Here is an 18,805-nt window from a genome sequence, read left to right on the forward strand (position 1 = left end):
GTCATTGCGGGTTTGATCTGGAGAATGACCCCTCATTTGAGTGGCTACCCTTCAGACTGCTTGCCACTCGAACGAGTTGCCCCCGCACCCGCGGCCGCCTTCACCCCGCCGCCCTTGCCTTCGCCGTTTCCGCCGGGTGACTCGAACGACTCCAGGGCCTCCAGAACGTCCTGAACGCGGCTGATTTCGGCGTTGATGTCCTCGCGCCGGCGCACCAGGACCTCCAGCTCCCGCTTGCCCTCGTCCACGATCCGGCCGGCCTCCGCCTCGGCCTCGCTGCGCATCCGCTCCGCGTCGCGCACCGCCTCGGCCTTCTTGTTCTCGGCCTCCTTGATCAGGCTCTCGGCCTTCTTCACCGCCGAGATCCGGACCTTGCTCGCCTCGCTGTTGGCGTCCGCCACCATCCGGTCGGCCTTCTCCTCGGCCTCCACCTGCTGGGCGGTGGCCTGCGCGATGAGCTTGTCGACCCGTTCGCCGGCGTTCTTCATCGTCTCCGCGGACTCCCGGCGGGCCCGCTCGTGCAGCTCCTCGACCTCGGACTCGATCCGCCGGCGCAGCTCCTCGGCACGCTCCCGGATGCCCGTGGCGTCGCGGCGGGCCTCTTCCAGCAGCGTGTTCGCGTCCGTACGGGCCTTCTCCACCCGGGCATTGCCGTCGGACGTCGCCTCCGCGATGAGCCGGTCGGCCTCCTTGCGGGCCGCGCCGACCATCGTGTCGGCCTGCTCCTCGGCGGCGGTGGCGGCCTTCAGGGCCTCCTCCTGGGCCTTGGCGACGAGCTGGTCCGCCTGCTCGGCCGCGTCCCCGCGGCGCTTGGCGGCGTCCTTGCGCGCCTCGTCGACGAGCCGGTCCGCCTCCTGCTGCGCTTCTGTCCGGGTCCGCTCGGCCGCCGCCTCGGCGTCCTCCTTGACCTGCGCGGACTCGCTGCGGGTGCGGGTGGCGTGCTCCTGGGCGGCGGTGACCGTCTCGGCCGCTTCCGTGCGCAGCCGGTCCGCCTCCGCGGTGGCCGTCGCGATCATGCGGTCCGCCTGCTCGCGGGCATCGGCCCGGGTGCGGTCCGCGTCCCGTTCGGCGTCCGCGGTCGTCTCCGCCGCTTCCGTGCGCAGCCGCTCCGCCTCGGTCGCCGCCTCCGACATCAGCTGGTCGGCCTGCTCGGCGGCGTCCGAGCGGGTCTTGTTGGCCGCCTCGCGCGCCTGGTCGCCGGTGTGCTCGGCGTCGAGACGGGCCTTCTCCAGCGCCTCGGCCGCCTCCGTCCGCAGCCGCTCGGCCGCCTCGGTCGCCTCCGCCACCAGGGCCTGCGCCTGCTGCTCGCCCTCGGCCCGCAGCCGCTCGGCGTTCTGCTGGGCCTCCTGGACCGTACGGTCCGCGTCGTCCTGCGCCGACGAGGTCAGCTCGGTCGCCTCGGTGACGATCCGTTCGGCCTCCGTGCGGGCCTCGGTGATCAGGCGGTCGGCCTGCTCGGCGGCGTCCGAGCGCATCCGGTTCGCGTCGTTGCGCGCCTCCGCACGGGCCCGCGCCGCGTCCTGCTCGCCCGCGGCCAGCGCGTCCGAGGCGTCGGTACGCAGCTGCTGCGCCTTCGCCGTGGCGTCCGCGACCAGCTTCTCGGCCTGCGCGGTCGCCTCCGACACCAGCCGGTCGGCCTGCTCGGCGGCCTCGGACCGGGCCGCATCGGCGTCCCGGCGCGCCGCGTCCAGGACACCGGCCGCCTCCGTACGGAGCGCGTCGGCCTCCTCGATGGCCTCGGAAACCGCCCGCTCCGCCAGGACCTTGGCGGCCTCCTGGGCCTCCTGGGCCTCCTGCCGCGCCCGTGCGGCGTCCTGCGAGGCGCGCTCCCGCTCGTCGTAGGCGTCCTTGCGGACCCGGTCCGCCTCGTCCTGTGCCTCGGCCTTGGTGCGCTCCGCGGCGTGCTCGGCCGCCGAACGCAGTCCGGCGATCTCCTCACCGGCCTGCTCGTGCAGCCCCGCGACCGCGTCCCGCACCTGCTGTGCGGTCTGCTCGGCCGCCGCCACCAACTCGCCCGCACGCCGGTCCGCTTCCTCGACCAGCCGCTCGGCTTCCTCCTGCGCCTCGCCCACCCGGGTACGGGCCGACGCCAGCAGCTCCTCGCTCTGCTCGCGCGCCGCGGTGCGCTCCTGGTGGGCCTCCTCGCGGGCCTCGCCCAGCAGCTGCTCGGCCTCCCGGCGCCGCCGCGCGGCCTCCTCCTGGGCCGCGGCCAGCGCCTGCGCCGCCTCCGCGCCGGTGCGCTCCGCGGCCGTCGCGGCCTCGGCACGCACCCGGTCCGCGGTCTCCTGGGCCTCCGACTTCAGCCGCTCCGCCTCGGCCGCCGCCTCGCTGCGCAGCCGCGTCGCCACCGCCTCGGCCTCGGCGCGGGCCGACGAGGCGTCGGACGCGGCCTCGTCGCGCAGCCGCTCGGCCTCCTCCTCGGCCTGCTGCTGCAGCATCCGGCGCCGTTCCGCCGACTCCGCCTTGAGCCGGGCCGCGTCCTCCTGGGTCTCCCGGCGCAGCCGCTCCGCCTCCGCGCGGGCATCGCGCAGCGTCCGCTCGGCGGCGGTGACCTTCTCCTCCGCCTCGCCGTGCAGGCGGTCCAGCTCGGCCTGCGCTTCGCTCCGCAGCTCCTCCGCGGCCTCTTCGGCCGCCGCACGCAGCCGCGCGGCGGACTCCTCGGCCTCGGCGGTCACCATCTCCGCGGCCTGGGCGCCCTCGGTCAGCAGCTCCTCGCCCTCCGACCGGGCCCGCTCCAGCGCCTCTTCGGCCTGCCGGCGCAGCGCGGTGGCCCGCTCGATGGCCTCCGTCCGCACCCGCTCGCTCTCCGCGACGGCGCCCGAACGGGTCTCCTCGGCATCGGCCTTGGCCTTGGCCAGCAGCTCCTCGGCGGACCCGGCCGCCTCCTCGATCTGCTGGACCGCTTCCCGGCGGGCCTCGCTGCGGATCCGCTCGCCCTCGGCGACCGCGTCCGCGCGCAGCTGCTCGGCCTCACCGCGCAGCCGCCGTGCCTCCTCCTGGAGTTCGGCGGTCTTGGCGCGGTACTCCTTGGTGTCGTCCTTCGCCGCGCCCTTGAGCTGGGCCGCGGTGTCATGCGCCTCTTCGCGCAGCCGGTCCGCCTCGGCCTCGGCCTCGCTGCGCAGCCGTTCGGCCTCCTCCGCGGCCGCCTTGGTGGTGGCCTTGGCGTCCTCCGAGGCCTTGTTCAGCACCTCCTCGGCGGTGCGGGCGGCCTTCGCCAGCTGGGCCGCGGCGTCCTCCGACGCCTTGGACCGGGCGGTCTCCTCCGCCTCGGCGATCAGCCGGTCGGCCTCCGTGCGGGCGTCCTCGCGCAGTTGCTCGGCCTCGGCCTTGAGCGCTTCGGCCTCCTTGGTGGCCTCGCCGACCAGCCGGGCGATCTCCGCCTTGGCCGTACGGGTGCGCTGCTCGTTGTCCGACTCGGCCGCCGTCAGCCGCTTGGTGGCGCTCTGCTGCGCCTCGTCGACCAGCTTCTCGGCCTCGGCGCGCGCCTCGCGCAGCGCCTTGTCCGCCTCCTGGAGGCGTGCCTCGGCGGTACGGGTCAGCTCCGCGGCCTGGCGGCGGGCCTCCTCCGACTCGGTGCCGACGCTGGTGCGCAGCTGCTCGGCCTGATCGGTGGCCTCCTGGGCCTGGTTGGAGGCGGCGTTCAGCAGCCGCTCGGCGTCGGTCCGGGCGCGGCGCAAAATGCTTTCCGCTTCGGCACGGGCCTCTTCGGCCTCGGTGCCGAGCCGTTCACGGGCGCGTTCGGCCAGCCGCTGGGCCTCGGCCCGTGCGGCCGACAGCGCCTGCTCGGCCTCCCGGCGGGACTCCTCCATCAGCCGGCGGGCCTGCGACTCCGTCCGGGCGCGCAGCTGTTCGGCCCAGGCGACGTTCTCGTTGACGTGCGACTCGACGGTCTGCCGGCGCTCGTTGAGCTCTTCATCGAGCCGCTGGCGCCGGGTGACCGCCTCGGCGTGCAGCTCGGCCTCCAGCCGGGACTGCCGCTCCGCCTGCTCCTGCAGCAGCCGCTGGGTCTGCGCCCGGGCCTCGCGCAGCTCGCGCTCGGCGTCCGTACGCAGTTGGTCCGCCTGGATCTGCGCATTGCGCAGCATCTGCTCGGCCTGATGACTGACGTTGTCGTAGGCAGGACGGGTCGCGAGGTTGCGGCGCGCCTCATGGAGCTTGGCGCGCAGCACCTCGACCTGATAGCCGAGGTCGTCGGCGTGCTGGACGGCCTTGTCCCGCTCGCTCTTCAGCCGCTCCATCTCGGCCTCGAACTGCGAGAGGTGGTCGTCAGCCTCGTAGCGGTCGTTGCCCCGCACTGCGCGGTCCCATCCGTCCCCTGGTCATGGTGGCGGCCGTCTCCGTCCTGCGGTGCTCGTCCCGTACACGTCACGTCGTACCGGAGTCGCGCCCCTCGGAGCTGACCCTTCCGAAGAAATGGTGTCAGATCATCGGCAGAGTATGGACCGAGCCCCACTCCCTTACCCCGGCCGAAGCTGCACTCTACCGGCCGGGGAAGGTGATGGTCAGTGGTCTTCGGAGGTGGCGGGCGCCGCGGTGACGAGTTCGGTGAGCACTCCGTGACAATCCTTGGGGTGCAGGAAGGTGATCCGAGACCCCATCGAACCCGTCCTGGGCTCGTCGTAGAGGACCCGGACGCCCTTGCCGCGGATGGCCTCGGAGTCGCCGTCCACGTCCGCGGTGCCGAAGGCGATGTGATGGACGCCCTCGCCGTTCTTGGCAAGCCACTTGCCCACCGCGGAGTCCTCGCGGGTGGGTTCCAGGAGCTGCAGATACGAGGCGCCGCCGTCCGACGTCCCATTGATTTTGATCATGGCTTCCCGGACTCCCTGCTCCTCGTTGACCTCGGTGTGGAACACCTCGAAGCCATACGTGGCACGGTAGAACTCGACAGTCTTGTCGAGGTCGAAACAGGCGATCCCGATGTGGTCGATTCGCGTCAGCATGGCTCCAGTGCACCCCTCGCATGGCTGGTTACGCAACGTGCGCGCGATCACACCCGCTTGCCGGTGACCCGGCGCGTACCGCTCAGTACATTGACGGGTAACCCTCGTTAACTTCCCTGCAAAGGAAGGCCGCACCGCATGTCTGCAACGAACGGCACGAATGGCAGCACCTCAGTGATCGTGGCGGGAGCGCGCACCCCCATGGGGCGGCTCCTGGGATCCCTGCGGACCTTCTCCGGCGCGGACCTGGGCGCCGTCGCCATCAAGGCGGCACTGGATCGGGCGGGCATCGGCGGTGACCAGGTGCAGTACGTGATCATGGGCCAGGTGCTCCAGGCCGGGGCGGGGCAGATCCCGGCGCGTCAGGCGGCCGTGAAGGCCGGCATCCCCATGAACGTCCCCGCGCTGACCGTCAACAAGGTCTGCCTCTCCGGCCTCGACGCCATCGCGCTGGCCGACCAGCTCATCCGCGCGGGTGAGTTCGACGTCATCGTTGCCGGTGGCCAGGAGTCCATGACCAACGCCCCGCACCTGCTTCCGAAGTCCCGCGAGGGCTTCAAGTACGGCGCCGTCGAGATGCTCGACGCGATGGCCCACGACGGCCTCACCGACGCCTACGAAGGCATCGCGATGGGCGAGTCGACGGAGAAGCACAACACCCGTTTGGGCATCGCCCGACCGGAGCAGGACGAGGTCGCCGCGCGCTCCCACCAGCGGGCCGCCGCCGCCCAGAAGAACGGGCTCTTCGAGGCCGAGATCACCCCCGTGGAGATCCCGCAGCGCAAGGGCGAGCCGGTCGTCTTCAGCAAGGACGAGGGCATCCGCGGCGAAACCACCACGGAATCGCTCGGCAAGCTCCGCCCGGCCTTCGCCAAGGACGGCACGATCACCGCCGGCACCTCCTCGCAGATCTCCGACGGCGCCGCCGCCGTGGTGGTCATGAGCAAGGCCAAGGCCGAGGAACTCGGGCTCGAATGGATCGCGGAGATCGGCGCCCACGGCAATGTCGCCGGCCCCGACAACTCGCTCCAGTCCCAGCCCTCCAACGCGATCAACCACGCGCTGGGCAAGGACGGACTGACCGTCGCCGATCTTGACCTGATCGAGATCAACGAGGCGTTCGCGGCCGTCGCCGTGCAGTCGATGAAGGACCTCGGGGTGTCCCCGGAAAAGGTGAATGTCAACGGCGGCGCCATTGCGCTGGGTCACCCGATCGGGATGTCCGGAGCCCGCATCGTGCTGCATCTCGCGCTGGAGCTGCGCCGGCGGGGCGGTGGCGTGGGTGCCGCCGCGCTCTGTGGTGGCGGCGGTCAGGGCGACGCGCTGATCATTCGCGTACCGGGTAAGTAACCGAGTACCCGTACGCACGCGCGTACGGGCGGGCCGATTCGCATACCAGCGAACCGAAGGAGCCGAGCGGCGATGGTGGACGTCCCACAGCTGGTGGAGCAGGCACGGCAGGGCCGGCCGAGGGCCGTGGCCCGGCTGATCTCCCTCGTCGAGGGGGCGTCACCGGAGCTGCGCGAGGTGATGGCGGCCCTGGCGCCGCTCACCGGCAATGCCTATGTGGTCGGGCTGACCGGCTCACCTGGCGTCGGCAAGTCCACCACCACCTCCGCGCTGGTGACGGCCTACCGCAAGACGGGCAAACGGGTCGGCGTGCTCGCCGTCGACCCGTCCTCGCCGTTCTCCGGCGGCGCGCTCCTCGGCGACCGCGTACGGATGAGCGAGCACGCCTCCGATCCCGGCGTCTACATCCGTTCGATGGCCACCCGCGGCCATCTGGGCGGCCTGGCCTGGGCCGCGCCCCAGGCGATCCGGGTCCTGGACGCGGCGGGCTGCGACGTGGTCCTCGTCGAGACGGTCGGTGTCGGCCAGTCCGAGGTCGAGATCGCCTCGCAGGCCGACACCAGCGTGGTGCTGCTCGCGCCCGGCATGGGCGACGGCATCCAGGCGGCCAAGGCCGGAATCCTGGAGATCGGTGACGTCTACGTCGTCAACAAGGCCGACCGGGACGGCGCGGACGCCACCGCGCGCGAGCTCAACCACATGCTGGGGCTGGGCGAATCCCGTGCGCCCGGCGACTGGCGGCCGCCGATCGTCAAGACGGTCGCGGCGCGAAGCGAGGGTGTCGACGAGGTCGTCGAGGCGCTGGAGAAGCACCGGGCCTGGATGGAGGAGCACGGCGTCCTGGCCGAGCGGCGGCGGTCCCGGGCGGCGCATGAGGTCGAGACGATCGCGGTCACGGCGCTGCGGGAGCGGATCGGTGATCTGCGGGGGGACCAGCGGTTGGACGCGCTCGCGGAGCGGATTGTCTCCGGCGAGACGGATCCGTATCGGGCGGCGGATGAGTTGGTCGAGGGGCTGACCAACGGGGGCTGACGGGCCCGCGTTGTCTGTCTGCGGGCCCGGTTGTGGCTGGGCGCGCAGTTCCCCGCGCCCCTTTGGGGGCGCCGGTGGGCCGGCCTCGGTGAGGTCGCTTGCGCTGGGGGGGCCGGCGCCTTTGCGAGGACGGGGTACCGGGCGTCTCTCCGGCCCGCCACCCGCAATGAAAGGGCGCACGGGCCCCAGCCACTGGCGACCGGTGACGTCACGCCGGCGGCCCCCGCCCACAACAGCGTGGACGGGGGCCGGGTTGAGCAGGGCGTGGCTCAGTCGTCCGCGCTGTCGTTGTCGTCGTCGTCCGAGTCATGCGCCGGAGCGATGGTCACGTTGCCGGACTGCGGGTCGACCAGGAGCTTGTGCTCCTTGCCGTTCTTGGTGATCGTCTCGACCTCCCAGACGGCCTTGCCCCGGTGGTCGTCGTCCAGCTCGACGGAGGTCACCTTGCCGTGCGGGGCAGCGCTGCGGGCGGCGGCCGCGGCGTCGGTCCCGGCGTGTTCGGCGGCGGCACGCTCCTGGGCGTCGTCGTCCTCGTCGTGATCGATGTGCTGGTTCAGCACCCGCGCGTTGCCGGCGTCGAGGGTGATCTCGTGCCACTTGCCGTCCTTGCCCAGTACGTCCGCGTCCCAGACCAGGCCGGGGCGGTCCGCGTCCAGGTCGAGACCGGTCACGGTGCCGGGGACGGCCTTCAGCGCGGCGGCCGCGGCGTCCGGCGCGCTCACCTTGGCGGCGTGGGCCTCGCGGATCTCCTCCTGGCCGTTCGCGTCGTCGTCCCGCATCGGGATGCTGGAGCGGCCGTCCTGCACCCGGGCCGTGCCCGAGGCCTGCGCACCCGCATCGTGGGCGGCCGTCGTCGCCGGGAGCTGCCCGCCGGAGGCGGTGGGGGCGGAGCCGCCGTTGCTGACGGCGACGGCGGTGACCGTGCCGCCGGCGACGAGGGCGGCGGCCGCGGCGGTGGCGATGATCAGATGGCGCTTCATGTGTGTTCTCCCCTTGCGATCGGCTGTGTCCACACACTCGCTGAACGAAGCTGAAGGGGACCTGAAGGTGCCTGAAGGAGGCTTCAGGAAAGGGATGGCATGGTGAGCGCATGCACCCGCCTGTCACCCGCCACCGCCCGCCCGGAGGCGCGCGCCGCCCGTTCCGTCTGCTGATCGTGGAGGACGAGAAACGGCTGGCCCTGTCGCTGGCCAAGGGACTGATGGCCGAGGGGTACGCGGTGGACGTGGTGCACGACGGACGGGAGGGGCTGCGCCGGGCGACGGAGGACGGCTATGACCTGATCGTGCTCGACATCATGCTGCCGGGGATGAACGGCTACCGGGTGTGCGGGGCGCTGCGGGCCGCGGGCCACGACGTGCCGGTGCTGATGCTGACGGCCAAGGACGGCGAGTACGACGAGGCCGAGGGGCTGGACACCGGGGCCGATGACTACCTGACCAAGCCGTTCTCGTATGTGGTGCTGGTGGCGCGGGTGAAGGCGCTGCTGCGCCGGCACGGCCGCAGCGCGCTGCCGGTGCTGCGGGTGGGGGCGCTGACCATCGACCAGGGCGCGCAGCGGGTGGAGCGGGACGGTGCGGAAGTGGCGCTGACGGCGAAGGAGTTCGCGGTGCTGGAGCAGCTGGCGCTGCGGGCGGGCGAGGTGGTCTCCAAGGCGGAGATCCTGGAGCACGTCTGGGACTTCGCCTACGAGGGCGACGTCAACATCATCGAGGTGTATGTGAGCGCACTGCGGCGCAAGCTCGGCGCCGGGTACATCGTGACGGTGCGCGGTGCCGGATACCGGCTGGTGGCGGGTGAGTAGGGTGCTGGGCTCCGTACGGGCCAGGGCGGCGGCCGGCGCGACCGTGGTGGTGGCCCTGGCGCTGATCGCGGCGGGGACGGCCGTGCTGCTGGTGCTGCGCGGCAATCTGCAGGAGCAGGCCGGGCTGCAGGCCGAGGTCGCGGCGCGGGAGGTGGCCGCGCAGATCGCGACGGGCACGCCGTATGCCGGGCTGGATCTGCCGGATGGCGAGGACCATCCGGTGGTGGTGGCCGATGACGACGGACGGGTGCTGGCGGCCGGTGAGGACGTGCGTGCCGTCGACGGGAAGCCGGTGGGCGGCGCGCGGCACGGGGCGCAGGGCCCCGGGCCGGGTACGTCCGGGGACGACGATGACGACGACCGCAGCGGGCTCAAGCCCGGTGAGGTCGATGACGATGTGGCCCGCCGGGACGGTACCGCGAATGTCGACGGGAAGGTGGCCGACTACCGGTTCGCGGTGGTCGAGGCCAAGGACGCCCGCGGCGGGACGGCCACGGTGCGGGCGGGGGCGGCGCTGGCGCCGGAGCAGGAGGCCGTGGGGTCGGTGCGGACGGCCATGCTGACCGGGCTGCCGCTGCTGTGCGTGGTGGTGGCGGGGGTGACCTGGCTGGTGACCCGGCGGGCGCTGCGGCCGGTGGAGGGGATCCGCGGGGAGATGGCCGCCATCACGGCGAGTACGGATCTGAGCCGCCGGGTGCCGGTGCCGTCGTCGCAGGACGAGGTGGGCCGGCTGGCGCGGACGACCAACGAGACGCTGGCGGCGCTGGAGTCGTCCGTGGAGCGGCAGCGGCGGTTCGTCGCGGACGCCTCGCACGAGCTGCGCAGCCCGATCGCGAGTCTGCGGACCCAGCTCGAAGTGGGCGTGGCGCATCCGGAGTTGCTGGATGTGCCGGGTGCGGTGGAGGACACCGTGCGGCTGCAGCGGCTGGCGGCGGATCTGCTGTTGCTGGCGCGCCTGGACGCGGGGGAGCGGCCGGCGGACGCCCGGGTCGATCTGGCGGCGATGGTGCGCGAGGAGAGCTCGCAGCGGGTCGCGGACCGGATCCCGGTGCACGTCGGGGAGCTGGCGGGCGCGGAAGTGGCCGGGTCGCGCAGTCAGTTGGCGCGGGTGCTGGGGAACCTGCTCGACAACGCGCAGCGGCATGCCGCGGGGTCCGTGCGGGTGGCCGTGGTGCGCGAGGGGGAGTGGGTGGCGCTGCGGGTCGAGGACGACGGGCCCGGGGTGCCGGAGGGCGAGCGGGAGCGGATCTTCGAGCGGTTCGTACGGCTCGATGACGCGCGGGCGCGGGACGACGGCGGGGCCGGTCTGGGGCTGGCCATCGCGCGGGACGTGGCGGTGCGGCACGGCGGCTCGCTGGGCGTGCGCACGGGGTCGGTGTTCGAACTGCGGCTGCCGGTGGCCGGCTGATCCGGCGGGGCCCTGGCCGCCCGGCCCCGGCCCGGTCAGGGGGCCGAGGCCGGCCGGTCAGAGGCCGCCGCGCTCCTTGCGGAGGTGTTCGGCGACGGGGCCGAGGGAGCTGCGGAGCGCCTGGAGGTCGTCGGCGGTGAACAGGTCGATGAAGTGCTTGCGGACCGAGGCGACATGGTGCGGGGCCACCCGGCGCATGGTGTCCCAGCCTTCGTCGGTGAGGACGGCGTAGAGGCCACGGCGGTCCGACTCGCAGCTTTCGCGGCGCACCAGGCCGGCGTTCTCCATCCGGGTGATCTGGTGGGAGAGACGGCTCTTGGACTGCAGCGTGCTGGCCGCCAGGTCGCTCATCCGGAGCCGTCGGTCCTCGGCCTCGGAGAGGTTGACCAGGATTTCGTAGTCGTTGTTGGTCAGGCCGAACGGCTGCAGATCCCGCTCGAGTTGGTGCATCAGCAGCCTGCTGACGTCCAGGTGGGTGCGCCAGGCACACTGCTCCTGGTCGGTCAGCCAGGGGGTGTCACTGTCGGTCGTCATGGAATGATTCTACCCGTAAAAGTTGAATAGTGAATTAATCCGGTGGGGGTCGGTGACGTCGGCGGCCGGGGCCGGACGTTGGTCAGACGTTCGAGGTCACCGTCCGCAGAGTATCGCTCACAGCCCGAAGCGGCGTTGGAGGCTCCCGAGGTTGCCGGGGAGCTGGGGCAGTTGTGAGCCACTTTGCGGAACGTGTCCGCCCCCGCCCGGAACGCCCGCCTCGGTGGGCACCGCGCCGGTTGCCAGCTCCGGCATCAGCTGCTCGGTGGACTGCAGCAGGACCGTGCCGGCGCCGACGAACTCGAACTGGTGCTCCTCGCCGGAGGCTCCGCCGATGCCGGTGTGGGCCCGCAGCCCGCCCAGGAATCCCCGCAGGTACTGGTGGTCGTAGTGGTGGCAGGGGGAGGGGCAGTCGGCCCAGCCGACGAGCGCCTGCGGGTCGACCCGGATCGGCGGTTCCATGAAGACCACCGGGCCGTTGGAAGCGGCCACGAACTTGCCGGTCCCGATGAGCGTGAGGAAGCCCGGGATGATCGACTGCTTCAGCGCCAGAGATGGCTGAAACGCGAGCAGATTGCCGGAGCGAATCGTCAGGTTGCCGTCCTCCAGATCGAAGGAGTTCACGTCGAAGGCACGGTCCGCGAGCAGCATTTTTCCGCGGCCCTCGGCGACCACCCAGTCCGCGGCGTGCAGTGGCGAATGGAAACTTCCGGCGATCAGGCGGTCCAGGCGGCCGTGTCCGATGCCGTGGAAGTCGATCTGCCCGTAGTAGGCGATCATCTTCCCCTTCTGCAGGAACCACTGGCCGTTCAGGTCGACGCTGAAGGCGTACGCGTTGACGTTGTCGTCGGCGGGGAGCGACGAGGCGTCGTGGACGACGGGACCGGTCACAGCTTTTCCTCCGACGCCTGGACGTAGACGGTGCCCTGGCCCGACAGCTCCAGCTGGAAGGCCTCGCCCGAGCCGCGGCCGACCATGTCGCGCCAGCCGAGCGCCGTGGACAGTTTGTTGCGGACGTCGCCGCGGTGGGCGACATAGGCCTGCGGGTCGACATGGACCGGGCGCTGGGGCGTGATCGGCAGTTCGATCACGCCGCCGTGCGCCATCACCGCGGCCGAGCCGACGCCCTTGAGGGTCGTGGTGAACAGGCCCTGGCCGGTGACCTGGCCGCGCACCATGCCCATCACGCCGCCCTGCGAGCCCATGAACATCGTGCCCTGCTGGAGCGAGCCGTCGAAGGCCAGCAGCCGGTCGGCCTCGACGTACAGCGTCTCGCCGGTCAGGTCGACGACATGGACGTGATGGCCGCCGTGGCCGAACATGACGGTGGCGATGGGGGCACCTCCCTGGCCATTAAGGCCTTGGGGGACTTCCACGGTCATCAAGGGCGTGGCCTCGCCGGCGATCCGGCGGCCGATCATGGATCCGACGCCGCCCTGGCCGCCCTGGATGCTGGGCGTGAACGTGACCTCGCCGCGGTAGGCGAGCATCGCGCCGCGCTGGCTGAAGAGCCGCTGGCCCGGGCCGATCCGGGCCTCCACCATGCGGGAGTTGAGCGCCGTGAACGGCATCAGACCTCACCCCCCACCGTGTTGCGCTCGCTGGGCTGTACGTAGACCAGGCCCTCGCCCTCGAAGCGGATCTGGAAGGACTCGCCGGAGCCCTCTCCGAGGACGGTGCGGAAGTTCACCCCGGTCTGGAAGTGCTGCTTGAGGTCGCCGGTGTGCGCCACATAGGCGCCCGGGTCGACCTGGAGGGGGTACTGCTTGGTGACCCGCAGCACCACCGCGGGGCCGTCGGAGGTGATCGCCGCCTGGCCGCTGCCCTCGACGGTGGTGGTGAACAGGCCGTTGCCCTGGGAGGCGCCGCGCAGGCCGGTGAAGGTCGTGCCCGTCCGCAGCGCGGCGTCCGTGCACAGCAGATTGCTCGCCTCGACGTACAGCTTCTCGCCCTGCAGCTGCACCAGGTTGATCTCGCCGGCGCGGTCCGCGAAGTAGCAGGTGCCGTGGCCCTTCACCTCCATCACGGCCATCTGCTCACCCGTCAGCCGCCGGGTGACCATGCCCCGCAGGCCCTCGCCGCCACCGGACATCTTCTTGAAGGACATCTGGCCGTCGTACGCGACCATCGCACCGTTTTTCGCCTTGACGGCATCGCCCGTCATATCGACGGCGAGCACCTTGCTCCCCTGGAGCCGAAACTGAGCCACGGATCAGACGGTAGTCGGCCGCGGCCGCCCGGGGCAGGTCCTTCGGCCCTGATATCGCCCTGATACGCCCGGAATTTCGCCGGGGGCCGGCCCGGGGGCGCCCCGCACCTCCCCCCGGCGCGGTGATCGCCGAGGCGGCTGTAACAATGGGGCGAAGCTTGTGAACTCTTGCACAAGCCGGACCGCCCGACCTCCACCCCCAGAAGACGGCGCTGCGCGCCGACGCCCATCTGCCACCCGAACGAGGTTCCCGTGGACATCAAGACCGCCGCCGCGCTGCACCGACTGCGCCTGGCATCCATCCCGGAGGCGCTTTCCTTCCCGGCGCTGCTGATCTTCGGCACCGGCTTCCGCCTGGCCTTCGACTACGACTCCCTGGTGATGCCGCTCGGTCTGATCCACGGGCTGCTGTTCATCACGTATGTGGTGCTGCTGCTGGACGTGTGGAACCGCACCAAGTGGCCCTTCAAGCGCGTCGCCTTCTTCTTCGTGCTGGCGATCGTGCCGTTCGGCGGCCTCTACGGGGACAAGGTGCTCAAGCGCGAGGAAGAGGCCGGTGTGATCGCGGCCCGCGCCCGCAAGGAAGGCGTCCTGAACACATGATCGTCGCCTTCTCCGTGAGCCCCCTGGGGGTCGGCGAGGACGTCGGCGAGTACGTCGCCGACGCGGTCCGGGTCGTCCGCGAGTCGGGGCTGCCGCACCGTACGGACGCGATGTTCACCTCCCTCGAAGGGGAGTGGGACGAGGTCATGGACGTCGTCAAGCGCGCGGTCGCGGCCGTCGAGGCGCGCTCCGGCCGGGTCTCCCTGGTGCTCAAGGCCGATATCCGGCCCGGCGTCACGGACGGACTGACCTCGAAGGTGGAGACCGTGGAGCGGTACCTCGCCGAGGGCGACGCCCGCCGCTCCTGAGCGGTGGCCCCCGGGCCGGGGCCCCCGTGGCGCCCGGAGCGGCCGGGCGGGCCTCACCCTCCCGCCGCCAGCGTGATCCCCAGCGGGGTGCGCTCGTAGAGCACCTGGTGTCCGTGCCGGCGGGAGGCCAGCAGGCCGGCGTCGCGCAGTACGGACAGATGCCCCGAGACGGAGGACGGCGCCAGACCGAGCCGGTGGGCCAGGGCCGTCGTGGTCGCCGGGGCGTCCAGGGCGGCCAGTACGGCGGCCCGGTTCGCTCCCAGCAGCCGCGCCAGCGCCGGGCCGGTCTCCGGCTCGGTCCACAGCCCGCCGACCCCGCGCGCCGGATAGATGACGGTGGGCTGCCAGGGCGGCTTGAATCCGCTGACCACGTCCGGCCAGACGAAGACGCTGGGCAGCAGCAGCACCCCGCGGCCTGCCAGATCCTGCATCCGGGCGACCTCGGTGCGGGTACGGACGGTGAGGGTGCCGCCCGACCAGGACACCCGCGGATGCAGATCGGCGAACAGCCGCTGCAGCCCGCCGCCCGCCAACTGGCGAGAGCGGTAGGCGATCTCGGCCTCCAGCAGCGCCCGCAGCCGGGGCCAGTCCGCGGCGATCAGCGTCCGCCAGGCCCGCTCGGTGACCTCGGCCAGCTCCTGGACGGCGCCCGCCGGGTCCGCCAGCGCCGCCCGGCCGCGCTCCGACCGTGCACCACCCGGCGTGCACGCCAGCGACGCGGCCATCTCGGCGCGGGCCAGGGCGGGGTCGGTGGCCCGCAGCCGGGCCAGCTCCTCGTCGAAGCCGGTCATCGGGGTGTCCGGCGGGCGGCCCAGGAAGTCCGGTGTGTAACCCGACGACGGCATGAACCGCCACAGCGGTGTCAGGTCCAGGCCGGCCAGCTTCTCGCGCATCCGGCGCAGCCACGGCGTGTGGTAGCCGTGCCGGTCGGCGTGGCGCAGGGTCCGTACGGCCTCATGGGTCTCGCACAGCGGTGAGACGGCGAACCGGATGCGGAGCAGATCGTCGGCGCCGAAGTGCAGATTGACCGGCATGCCCGTGCCCCCCACGCCCAGGATTCGGCTGTGGTCGAAAGAGTACGGGCCACCACCGGGCTCCGGCAGGCTGCGGACATGTCGTCGCCGCCTTCCGGGCCCGCTTCGCCGGGCCGTTCCGCCCGCCCCGACGGCGGAGCCACCGCCGGACCGAGTGCCGAGGGGGCCCGCCCGGCCGGCTATCGCGCCGTCTTCGCCGTCCCGGAGTTCCGGTACGTCTTCGCCGCGCATCTGCTGTCCTCGCTCGGCGTGGTCGTCTGCGAGCTCGCCCTGTCCGTCCTGGTCTTCGAGCGCACCGCGTCGCCGCTGCTGAGCGCCCTGACCTTCGCGCTGGGCCTGCTGCCGTACGTCATCGGCGGGACGCTGCTGTCCGCGGTCGCCGACCGGTATCCGGCCCGGCGGGTGCTGGTCGGCTGCGATGCGCTGTGCGCGCTGGCGGCGGCGGGGATGGTGGCGCCGGGCGTGCCGGTCGCGGTCCTGCTGGTGCTGCGCTGTGTGCTCGCGGCCATCGCGCCGGTCTTCGCCGGGACCCGCGCGGCGACGCTGGGGGAGATCCTGGGTGAGGGGGAGCTGTTCGTGCTGGGGCGGTCGGTGATCCGCCTCGTCAACCAGAGCGCGCAGCTCGCCGGGTTCGGGGCCGGGGGCCTGCTGCTCGTCGCGGTGGCGCCGAGAGGGGTACTGGCGCTCACCGCCGGTACGTTCCTCGGGTCGGCCCTGCTGCTGCGGCTGGGAACCCTGGCGCGGCCGGCCCGTGACGGGGCCCGGGGCCCGGGGCGCGGCGCGCTGCTGGGGGCCTCGCTGGACGGCGGCCGGCGGCTGCTGGCCGACCGCCGGGTACGGGCGCTGCTGTTGCTGACGTGGCTGCCGCCGGCCTTCGTCGTGATCCCCGAGGCGCTGCTGGTCGCCTACGGGGGCCTGCTCGGCGCCGGCCCGGCCGGCACGGGGCTGCTGATGTGCAGCATGCCCGTCGGGGCGGTGCTGGCCGAGACCGTGGCGGGCTCCTTCCTCACCCCGCACGCCCGCACCCGGCTCACTTTCCCCGTGGGGCTCTTCGCCGTGCTGCCCTCGCTCGGCTTCGCCGCGCAGCCCTCCCTCGGCTGGGCGGTGCTGCTGCTCGTACTGACCGGCACCGGGATCTCGTACAACTTCGGGGTCGACCGCTGGTTCGTCGACGCGGTCCCCGAAAGGCTGCTGGGGCAGGCGATGACCGTGATGCAGGCCGGGCGGATGACGGTGATGGGGCTGGCGATGGGGCTGGCCGGCGCCGCCGCGGAGGTCGCCCCGCTGCGGGTCGTGATGCCGGCGGCCGGAGTGGTGGGGGCGGGGTGCGTCCTGCTGGTGATCCGGGAGGTGCGGCGTACGGGCGCAGACCGTCGGGGATAATCCGGTGCGTCAACCGGGCGAGAAGCCGAAACACGGGGGAGAGGTAGTGACCGGCGGGGAATTCGACCGGCGGGTGCGGATGGTCGTGGAGTTCCACGGGGACGCGACGGACCGGGAATTGCTCGACGAGTCGCTGGCGGAACGGCGCTGGCCGGTCGTTCGTGATCTCGCGCCGGAGGAGCGCACGCACTTTGCCCAGGCCACGGCGCCCGGGACGTTCTTGTTGGTCGAGGCGCGTCTCAAGGGCGCGCGCCGAGGGGCGGAGCGTGCCGCTGCTCTGGAACTGACGGCGTGGCGGTCACTCCGCGCGCTCGATGTCCGGGTCCACCACGCCCAGGCGTACACGGTCGGCGAGGACAACCGTCCCTTGTGGGCGGTCCACCGCGCCCCCGCACGCCAGGGCCTACGCGATCGTCTTGCGGTGCTGGCCGGTATCCGTGACACCGGCCCCGTGGTGGGGGCGGCCACTCGGGACCGGGCGCGGGAGGCCGCGCGAGCCGTGCCTGCCCCGGAAGGGTCCGGCTCCACCGCGGCGCCCATGGACGTCAGGCTGGGGTGGGCAGCCGCCGAGCCAACGACGGTCCCGCCGACGCCCGGGGCGGCGCCGGGGGCCGCGCCTTTGGTCATCACGACGCTGGTGGCGCTGTTCGCCGGTGTGGCACTGAGCGCCGTGGGGCCGATGTCGGTCTATGGTGCCCTCGCTGCGGTGACGGCCTGCGGGACGGCTGCACTCTCGGGGTGGCTGCTGCACCGGGTCGCCCATCCGGAGCGACAGCGCGGTGCCAGGGTCACCGGAAGTGTGGCGTCCGCCGCGTCGACACTGACGGGATGGCTGGTCAGCACCGTCTCCGGAGATCACACAAGGGTTTGGTGGGTGTCCCTGCTCCTCGCCATTGCGGCCTTTTTGGCGGGCGGCATCCGGGCGCTGGTCCGGCAGTGGACCAGTCTGCGCGAGGCGCTGCAGTGGGTAGTGCCCCTGGTCGCCTCCGCGGTCTTGACCCTGACGCCCGCACTGGGCGGCGTGGTCCACTGGCTCTACCTCGCCCCGTTCGGCCTGACGCCCGACGATGTCGACGTGCCCGCCGTCTGGCGCGTGATCGCGGCACTCAGCTTCCTGCCGGTGCTGCCTGCCTGGCTCCTGGTGGCCGCCGGGTGGGGTTACGCCAAACACTTCCACCAGGTGGTCACGCACCGGTGGATACCCGTCACGGCGATCGCCCTGACGGGCGTCTTCTGCACGCTGCTACCGCTGCTCCAGGTGTCGCTCCACGCGGCGCGGGCGGGGGAACACGCCTGGCACCGGGCCGCCGGCCACCAGGCTCCGGGCTCCTACTACGGCATTGAGCCCCAGCTGACCTGTATCGAGCCGCTCAAGCCCCGGATCGCTGCGGAGGGCGGTGTGCTCGTACCCCGCCGGCCGTATCTGCTGCTCGGGAGCGCGGGCGGGACGCTCGCGCTGTGGGACGTCCACCGCCGTCAGCCGCTGAAGGTACCTTCGGGTGAGGTGACGTCGGTGCCCGTGGGAGACCACACCTCCCGGTGCTCCGAGGCGGGCCGGGCTACCGGCTGACCATCCCGGATGCTGCTCAGTTGGCGAGACACGGCTGACCACCATATGACCGCCCGGTAGGGTCACAAGCGTGCCGAAGCCGCTCAGCCTTGCTTTCGATCCCATCGCGCGCGCCGACGAACTGTGGCAGCAGCGATGGGGCGCCGTGCCCTCGATGGCCGCCATCACCTCGATCATGCGCGCCCATCAGATCCTGCTGGCCGAGGTGGACGCGGTGGTCAAGCCGTACGGGCTGACCTTCGCGCGCTACGAGGCGCTGGTGCTGCTGACCTTCTCCAAGGCCGGTGAGCTGCCGATGTCCAAGATCGGTGAGCGGCTGATGGTGCATCCGACCTCGGTGACCAACACCGTCGACCGGCTGGTGAAGTCCGGTCTCGTGGCCAAGCGGCCGAACCCGAACGACGGGCGGGGCACGCTCGCCAGCATCACGGACAAGGGCCGTGAGGTCTGCGACGCGGCGACCCGCGACCTGATGGCGATGGACTTCGGGCTCGGGGCGTACGACGCCGAGGAGTGCGGGGAGATCTTCGCGATGCTGCGGCCGTTGCGGGTGGCGGCGGAGGACTTCCAGGACGAGTAGCGGGCGCCGCCGCCCGGTCCGGCGGGCCCCGTGTGAGCCGGGGGGCG

General features: G+C 72.5%; 17 protein-coding genes. 9 read left to right on the forward strand and 8 right to left on the reverse strand.

Annotation, left to right across the window (positions count from 1 at the left end; all coding sequences use genetic code 11):
• Positions 1-44 precede the first annotated feature (44 nt).
• Both scy and mce read right to left on the reverse strand, forming a co-directional pair.
• Positions 45-4,295 (reverse strand): polarized growth protein Scy, encoded by a 4,251-nt coding sequence (gene scy, locus ABZ851_RS11080; protein ID WP_361124801.1) that lies wholly within the window; start codon positions 4,293-4,295, stop codon positions 45-47.
• A gap of 207 nt (positions 4,296-4,502) precedes the next feature.
• Complete coding sequence (mce, locus tag ABZ851_RS11085) at positions 4,503-4,943, reverse strand: methylmalonyl-CoA epimerase (protein WP_088800090.1); 441 nt, start codon at positions 4,941-4,943, stop codon at positions 4,503-4,505.
• A 174-nt stretch (positions 4,944-5,117) separates the two neighbouring features.
• Here mce and ABZ851_RS11090 point away from each other — a divergent pair, with 174 nt between their 5' ends.
• Together ABZ851_RS11090 and meaB are read left to right on the forward strand one after the other, a co-directional pair.
• Positions 5,118-6,293 (forward strand): acetyl-CoA C-acetyltransferase, encoded by a 1,176-nt coding sequence (locus ABZ851_RS11090; RefSeq protein ID WP_088802353.1) that lies wholly within the window; start codon positions 5,118-5,120, stop codon positions 6,291-6,293.
• Between the two features lie 72 nt (positions 6,294-6,365).
• Positions 6,366-7,325, forward strand: coding sequence for a methylmalonyl Co-A mutase-associated GTPase MeaB (gene meaB, locus ABZ851_RS11095; RefSeq protein ID WP_361124803.1), 960 nt, complete (start codon positions 6,366-6,368; stop codon positions 7,323-7,325).
• A 269-nt stretch (positions 7,326-7,594) separates the two neighbouring features.
• Here the strand turns inward: meaB and ABZ851_RS11100 are convergent, their stop codons facing one another.
• Positions 7,595-8,305, reverse strand: coding sequence for a PepSY domain-containing protein (locus ABZ851_RS11100; protein ID WP_361124805.1), 711 nt, complete (start codon positions 8,303-8,305; stop codon positions 7,595-7,597).
• Positions 8,306-8,415: 110 nt separating this feature from the next.
• Here ABZ851_RS11100 and ABZ851_RS11105 point away from each other — a divergent pair, with 110 nt between their 5' ends.
• Entirely contained in the window at positions 8,416-9,129 is a 714-nt protein-coding gene (locus ABZ851_RS11105; RefSeq protein WP_361124807.1) for a response regulator transcription factor, read from the forward strand.
• 4 nt (positions 9,130-9,133) lie between these two features.
• Positions 9,134-10,537, forward strand: a complete 1,404-nt coding sequence (locus tag ABZ851_RS11110) for a HAMP domain-containing sensor histidine kinase (protein ID WP_361124971.1) — start codon at positions 9,134-9,136, stop codon at positions 10,535-10,537.
• 57 nt (positions 10,538-10,594) lie between these two features.
• On the opposite strand, the gene ABZ851_RS11115 is transcribed toward ABZ851_RS11110, so the two are convergent.
• The 4 genes from ABZ851_RS11115 to ABZ851_RS11130 all read right to left on the reverse strand — a co-directional run bounded on the left by ABZ851_RS11115 (position 10,595) and on the right by ABZ851_RS11130 (position 13,280).
• Positions 10,595-11,071 carry a MarR family transcriptional regulator gene (locus ABZ851_RS11115; protein ID WP_088800097.1) on the reverse strand — a complete coding sequence of 159 codons (477 nt, stop codon included), beginning with the start codon at positions 11,069-11,071 and terminating at the stop codon, positions 10,595-10,597.
• Positions 11,072-11,188: 117 nt separating this feature from the next.
• Positions 11,189-11,962, reverse strand: a complete 774-nt coding sequence (locus ABZ851_RS11120; RefSeq protein ID WP_088800099.1) for an AIM24 family protein — start codon at positions 11,960-11,962, stop codon at positions 11,189-11,191.
• Positions 11,959-12,642, reverse strand: a complete 684-nt coding sequence (locus tag ABZ851_RS11125) for an AIM24 family protein (protein WP_361124810.1) — start codon at positions 12,640-12,642, stop codon at positions 11,959-11,961. Before ABZ851_RS11125 ends, ABZ851_RS11120 begins: the two co-directional genes overlap by 4 nt.
• On the reverse strand, positions 12,642-13,280 hold the full coding sequence (locus tag ABZ851_RS11130; protein WP_088800102.1) for an AIM24 family protein: 639 nt from the start codon (positions 13,278-13,280) through the stop codon (positions 12,642-12,644). The genes ABZ851_RS11125 and ABZ851_RS11130 overlap by 1 nt, the downstream gene beginning before the upstream one ends.
• Positions 13,281-13,532: 252 nt before the next feature.
• Between ABZ851_RS11130 and ABZ851_RS11135 the strand changes: the two genes are divergently transcribed.
• Complete coding sequence (locus ABZ851_RS11135) at positions 13,533-13,883, forward strand: DUF3817 domain-containing protein (RefSeq protein WP_361124812.1); 351 nt, start codon at positions 13,533-13,535, stop codon at positions 13,881-13,883.
• Entirely contained in the window at positions 13,880-14,191 is a 312-nt protein-coding gene (locus ABZ851_RS11140; protein WP_129294148.1) for an MTH1187 family thiamine-binding protein, read from the forward strand. Before ABZ851_RS11135 ends, ABZ851_RS11140 begins: the two co-directional genes overlap by 4 nt.
• A gap of 53 nt (positions 14,192-14,244) precedes the next feature.
• Here the strand turns inward: ABZ851_RS11140 and ABZ851_RS11145 are convergent, their stop codons facing one another.
• Positions 14,245-15,225 (reverse strand): DUF5937 family protein, encoded by a 981-nt coding sequence (locus ABZ851_RS11145; RefSeq protein WP_361124815.1) that lies wholly within the window; start codon positions 15,223-15,225, stop codon positions 14,245-14,247.
• A 78-nt stretch (positions 15,226-15,303) separates the two neighbouring features.
• Here ABZ851_RS11145 and ABZ851_RS11150 point away from each other — a divergent pair, with 78 nt between their 5' ends.
• The 3 genes from ABZ851_RS11150 to ABZ851_RS11160 all read left to right on the forward strand — a co-directional run bounded on the left by ABZ851_RS11150 (position 15,304) and on the right by ABZ851_RS11160 (position 18,758).
• A complete protein-coding gene (locus tag ABZ851_RS11150; RefSeq protein ID WP_361124817.1) occupies positions 15,304-16,608 on the forward strand; it encodes an MFS transporter in 1,305 nt (434 codons plus the stop codon).
• A 46-nt stretch (positions 16,609-16,654) separates the two neighbouring features.
• Positions 16,655-18,178, forward strand: a complete 1,524-nt coding sequence (locus ABZ851_RS11155; protein WP_361124819.1) for a hypothetical protein — start codon at positions 16,655-16,657, stop codon at positions 18,176-18,178.
• Positions 18,179-18,248: 70 nt separating this feature from the next.
• A complete protein-coding gene (locus tag ABZ851_RS11160; RefSeq protein ID WP_336050247.1) occupies positions 18,249-18,758 on the forward strand; it encodes a MarR family transcriptional regulator in 510 nt (169 codons plus the stop codon).
• The last annotated feature ends 47 nt before the right edge of the window (positions 18,759-18,805 follow it).

It is taken from the genome of Streptomyces sp. NPDC047049 (assembly GCF_040643995.1).
Lineage (GTDB): Bacteria > Actinomycetota > Actinomycetes > Streptomycetales > Streptomycetaceae > Streptomyces > Streptomyces mooreae.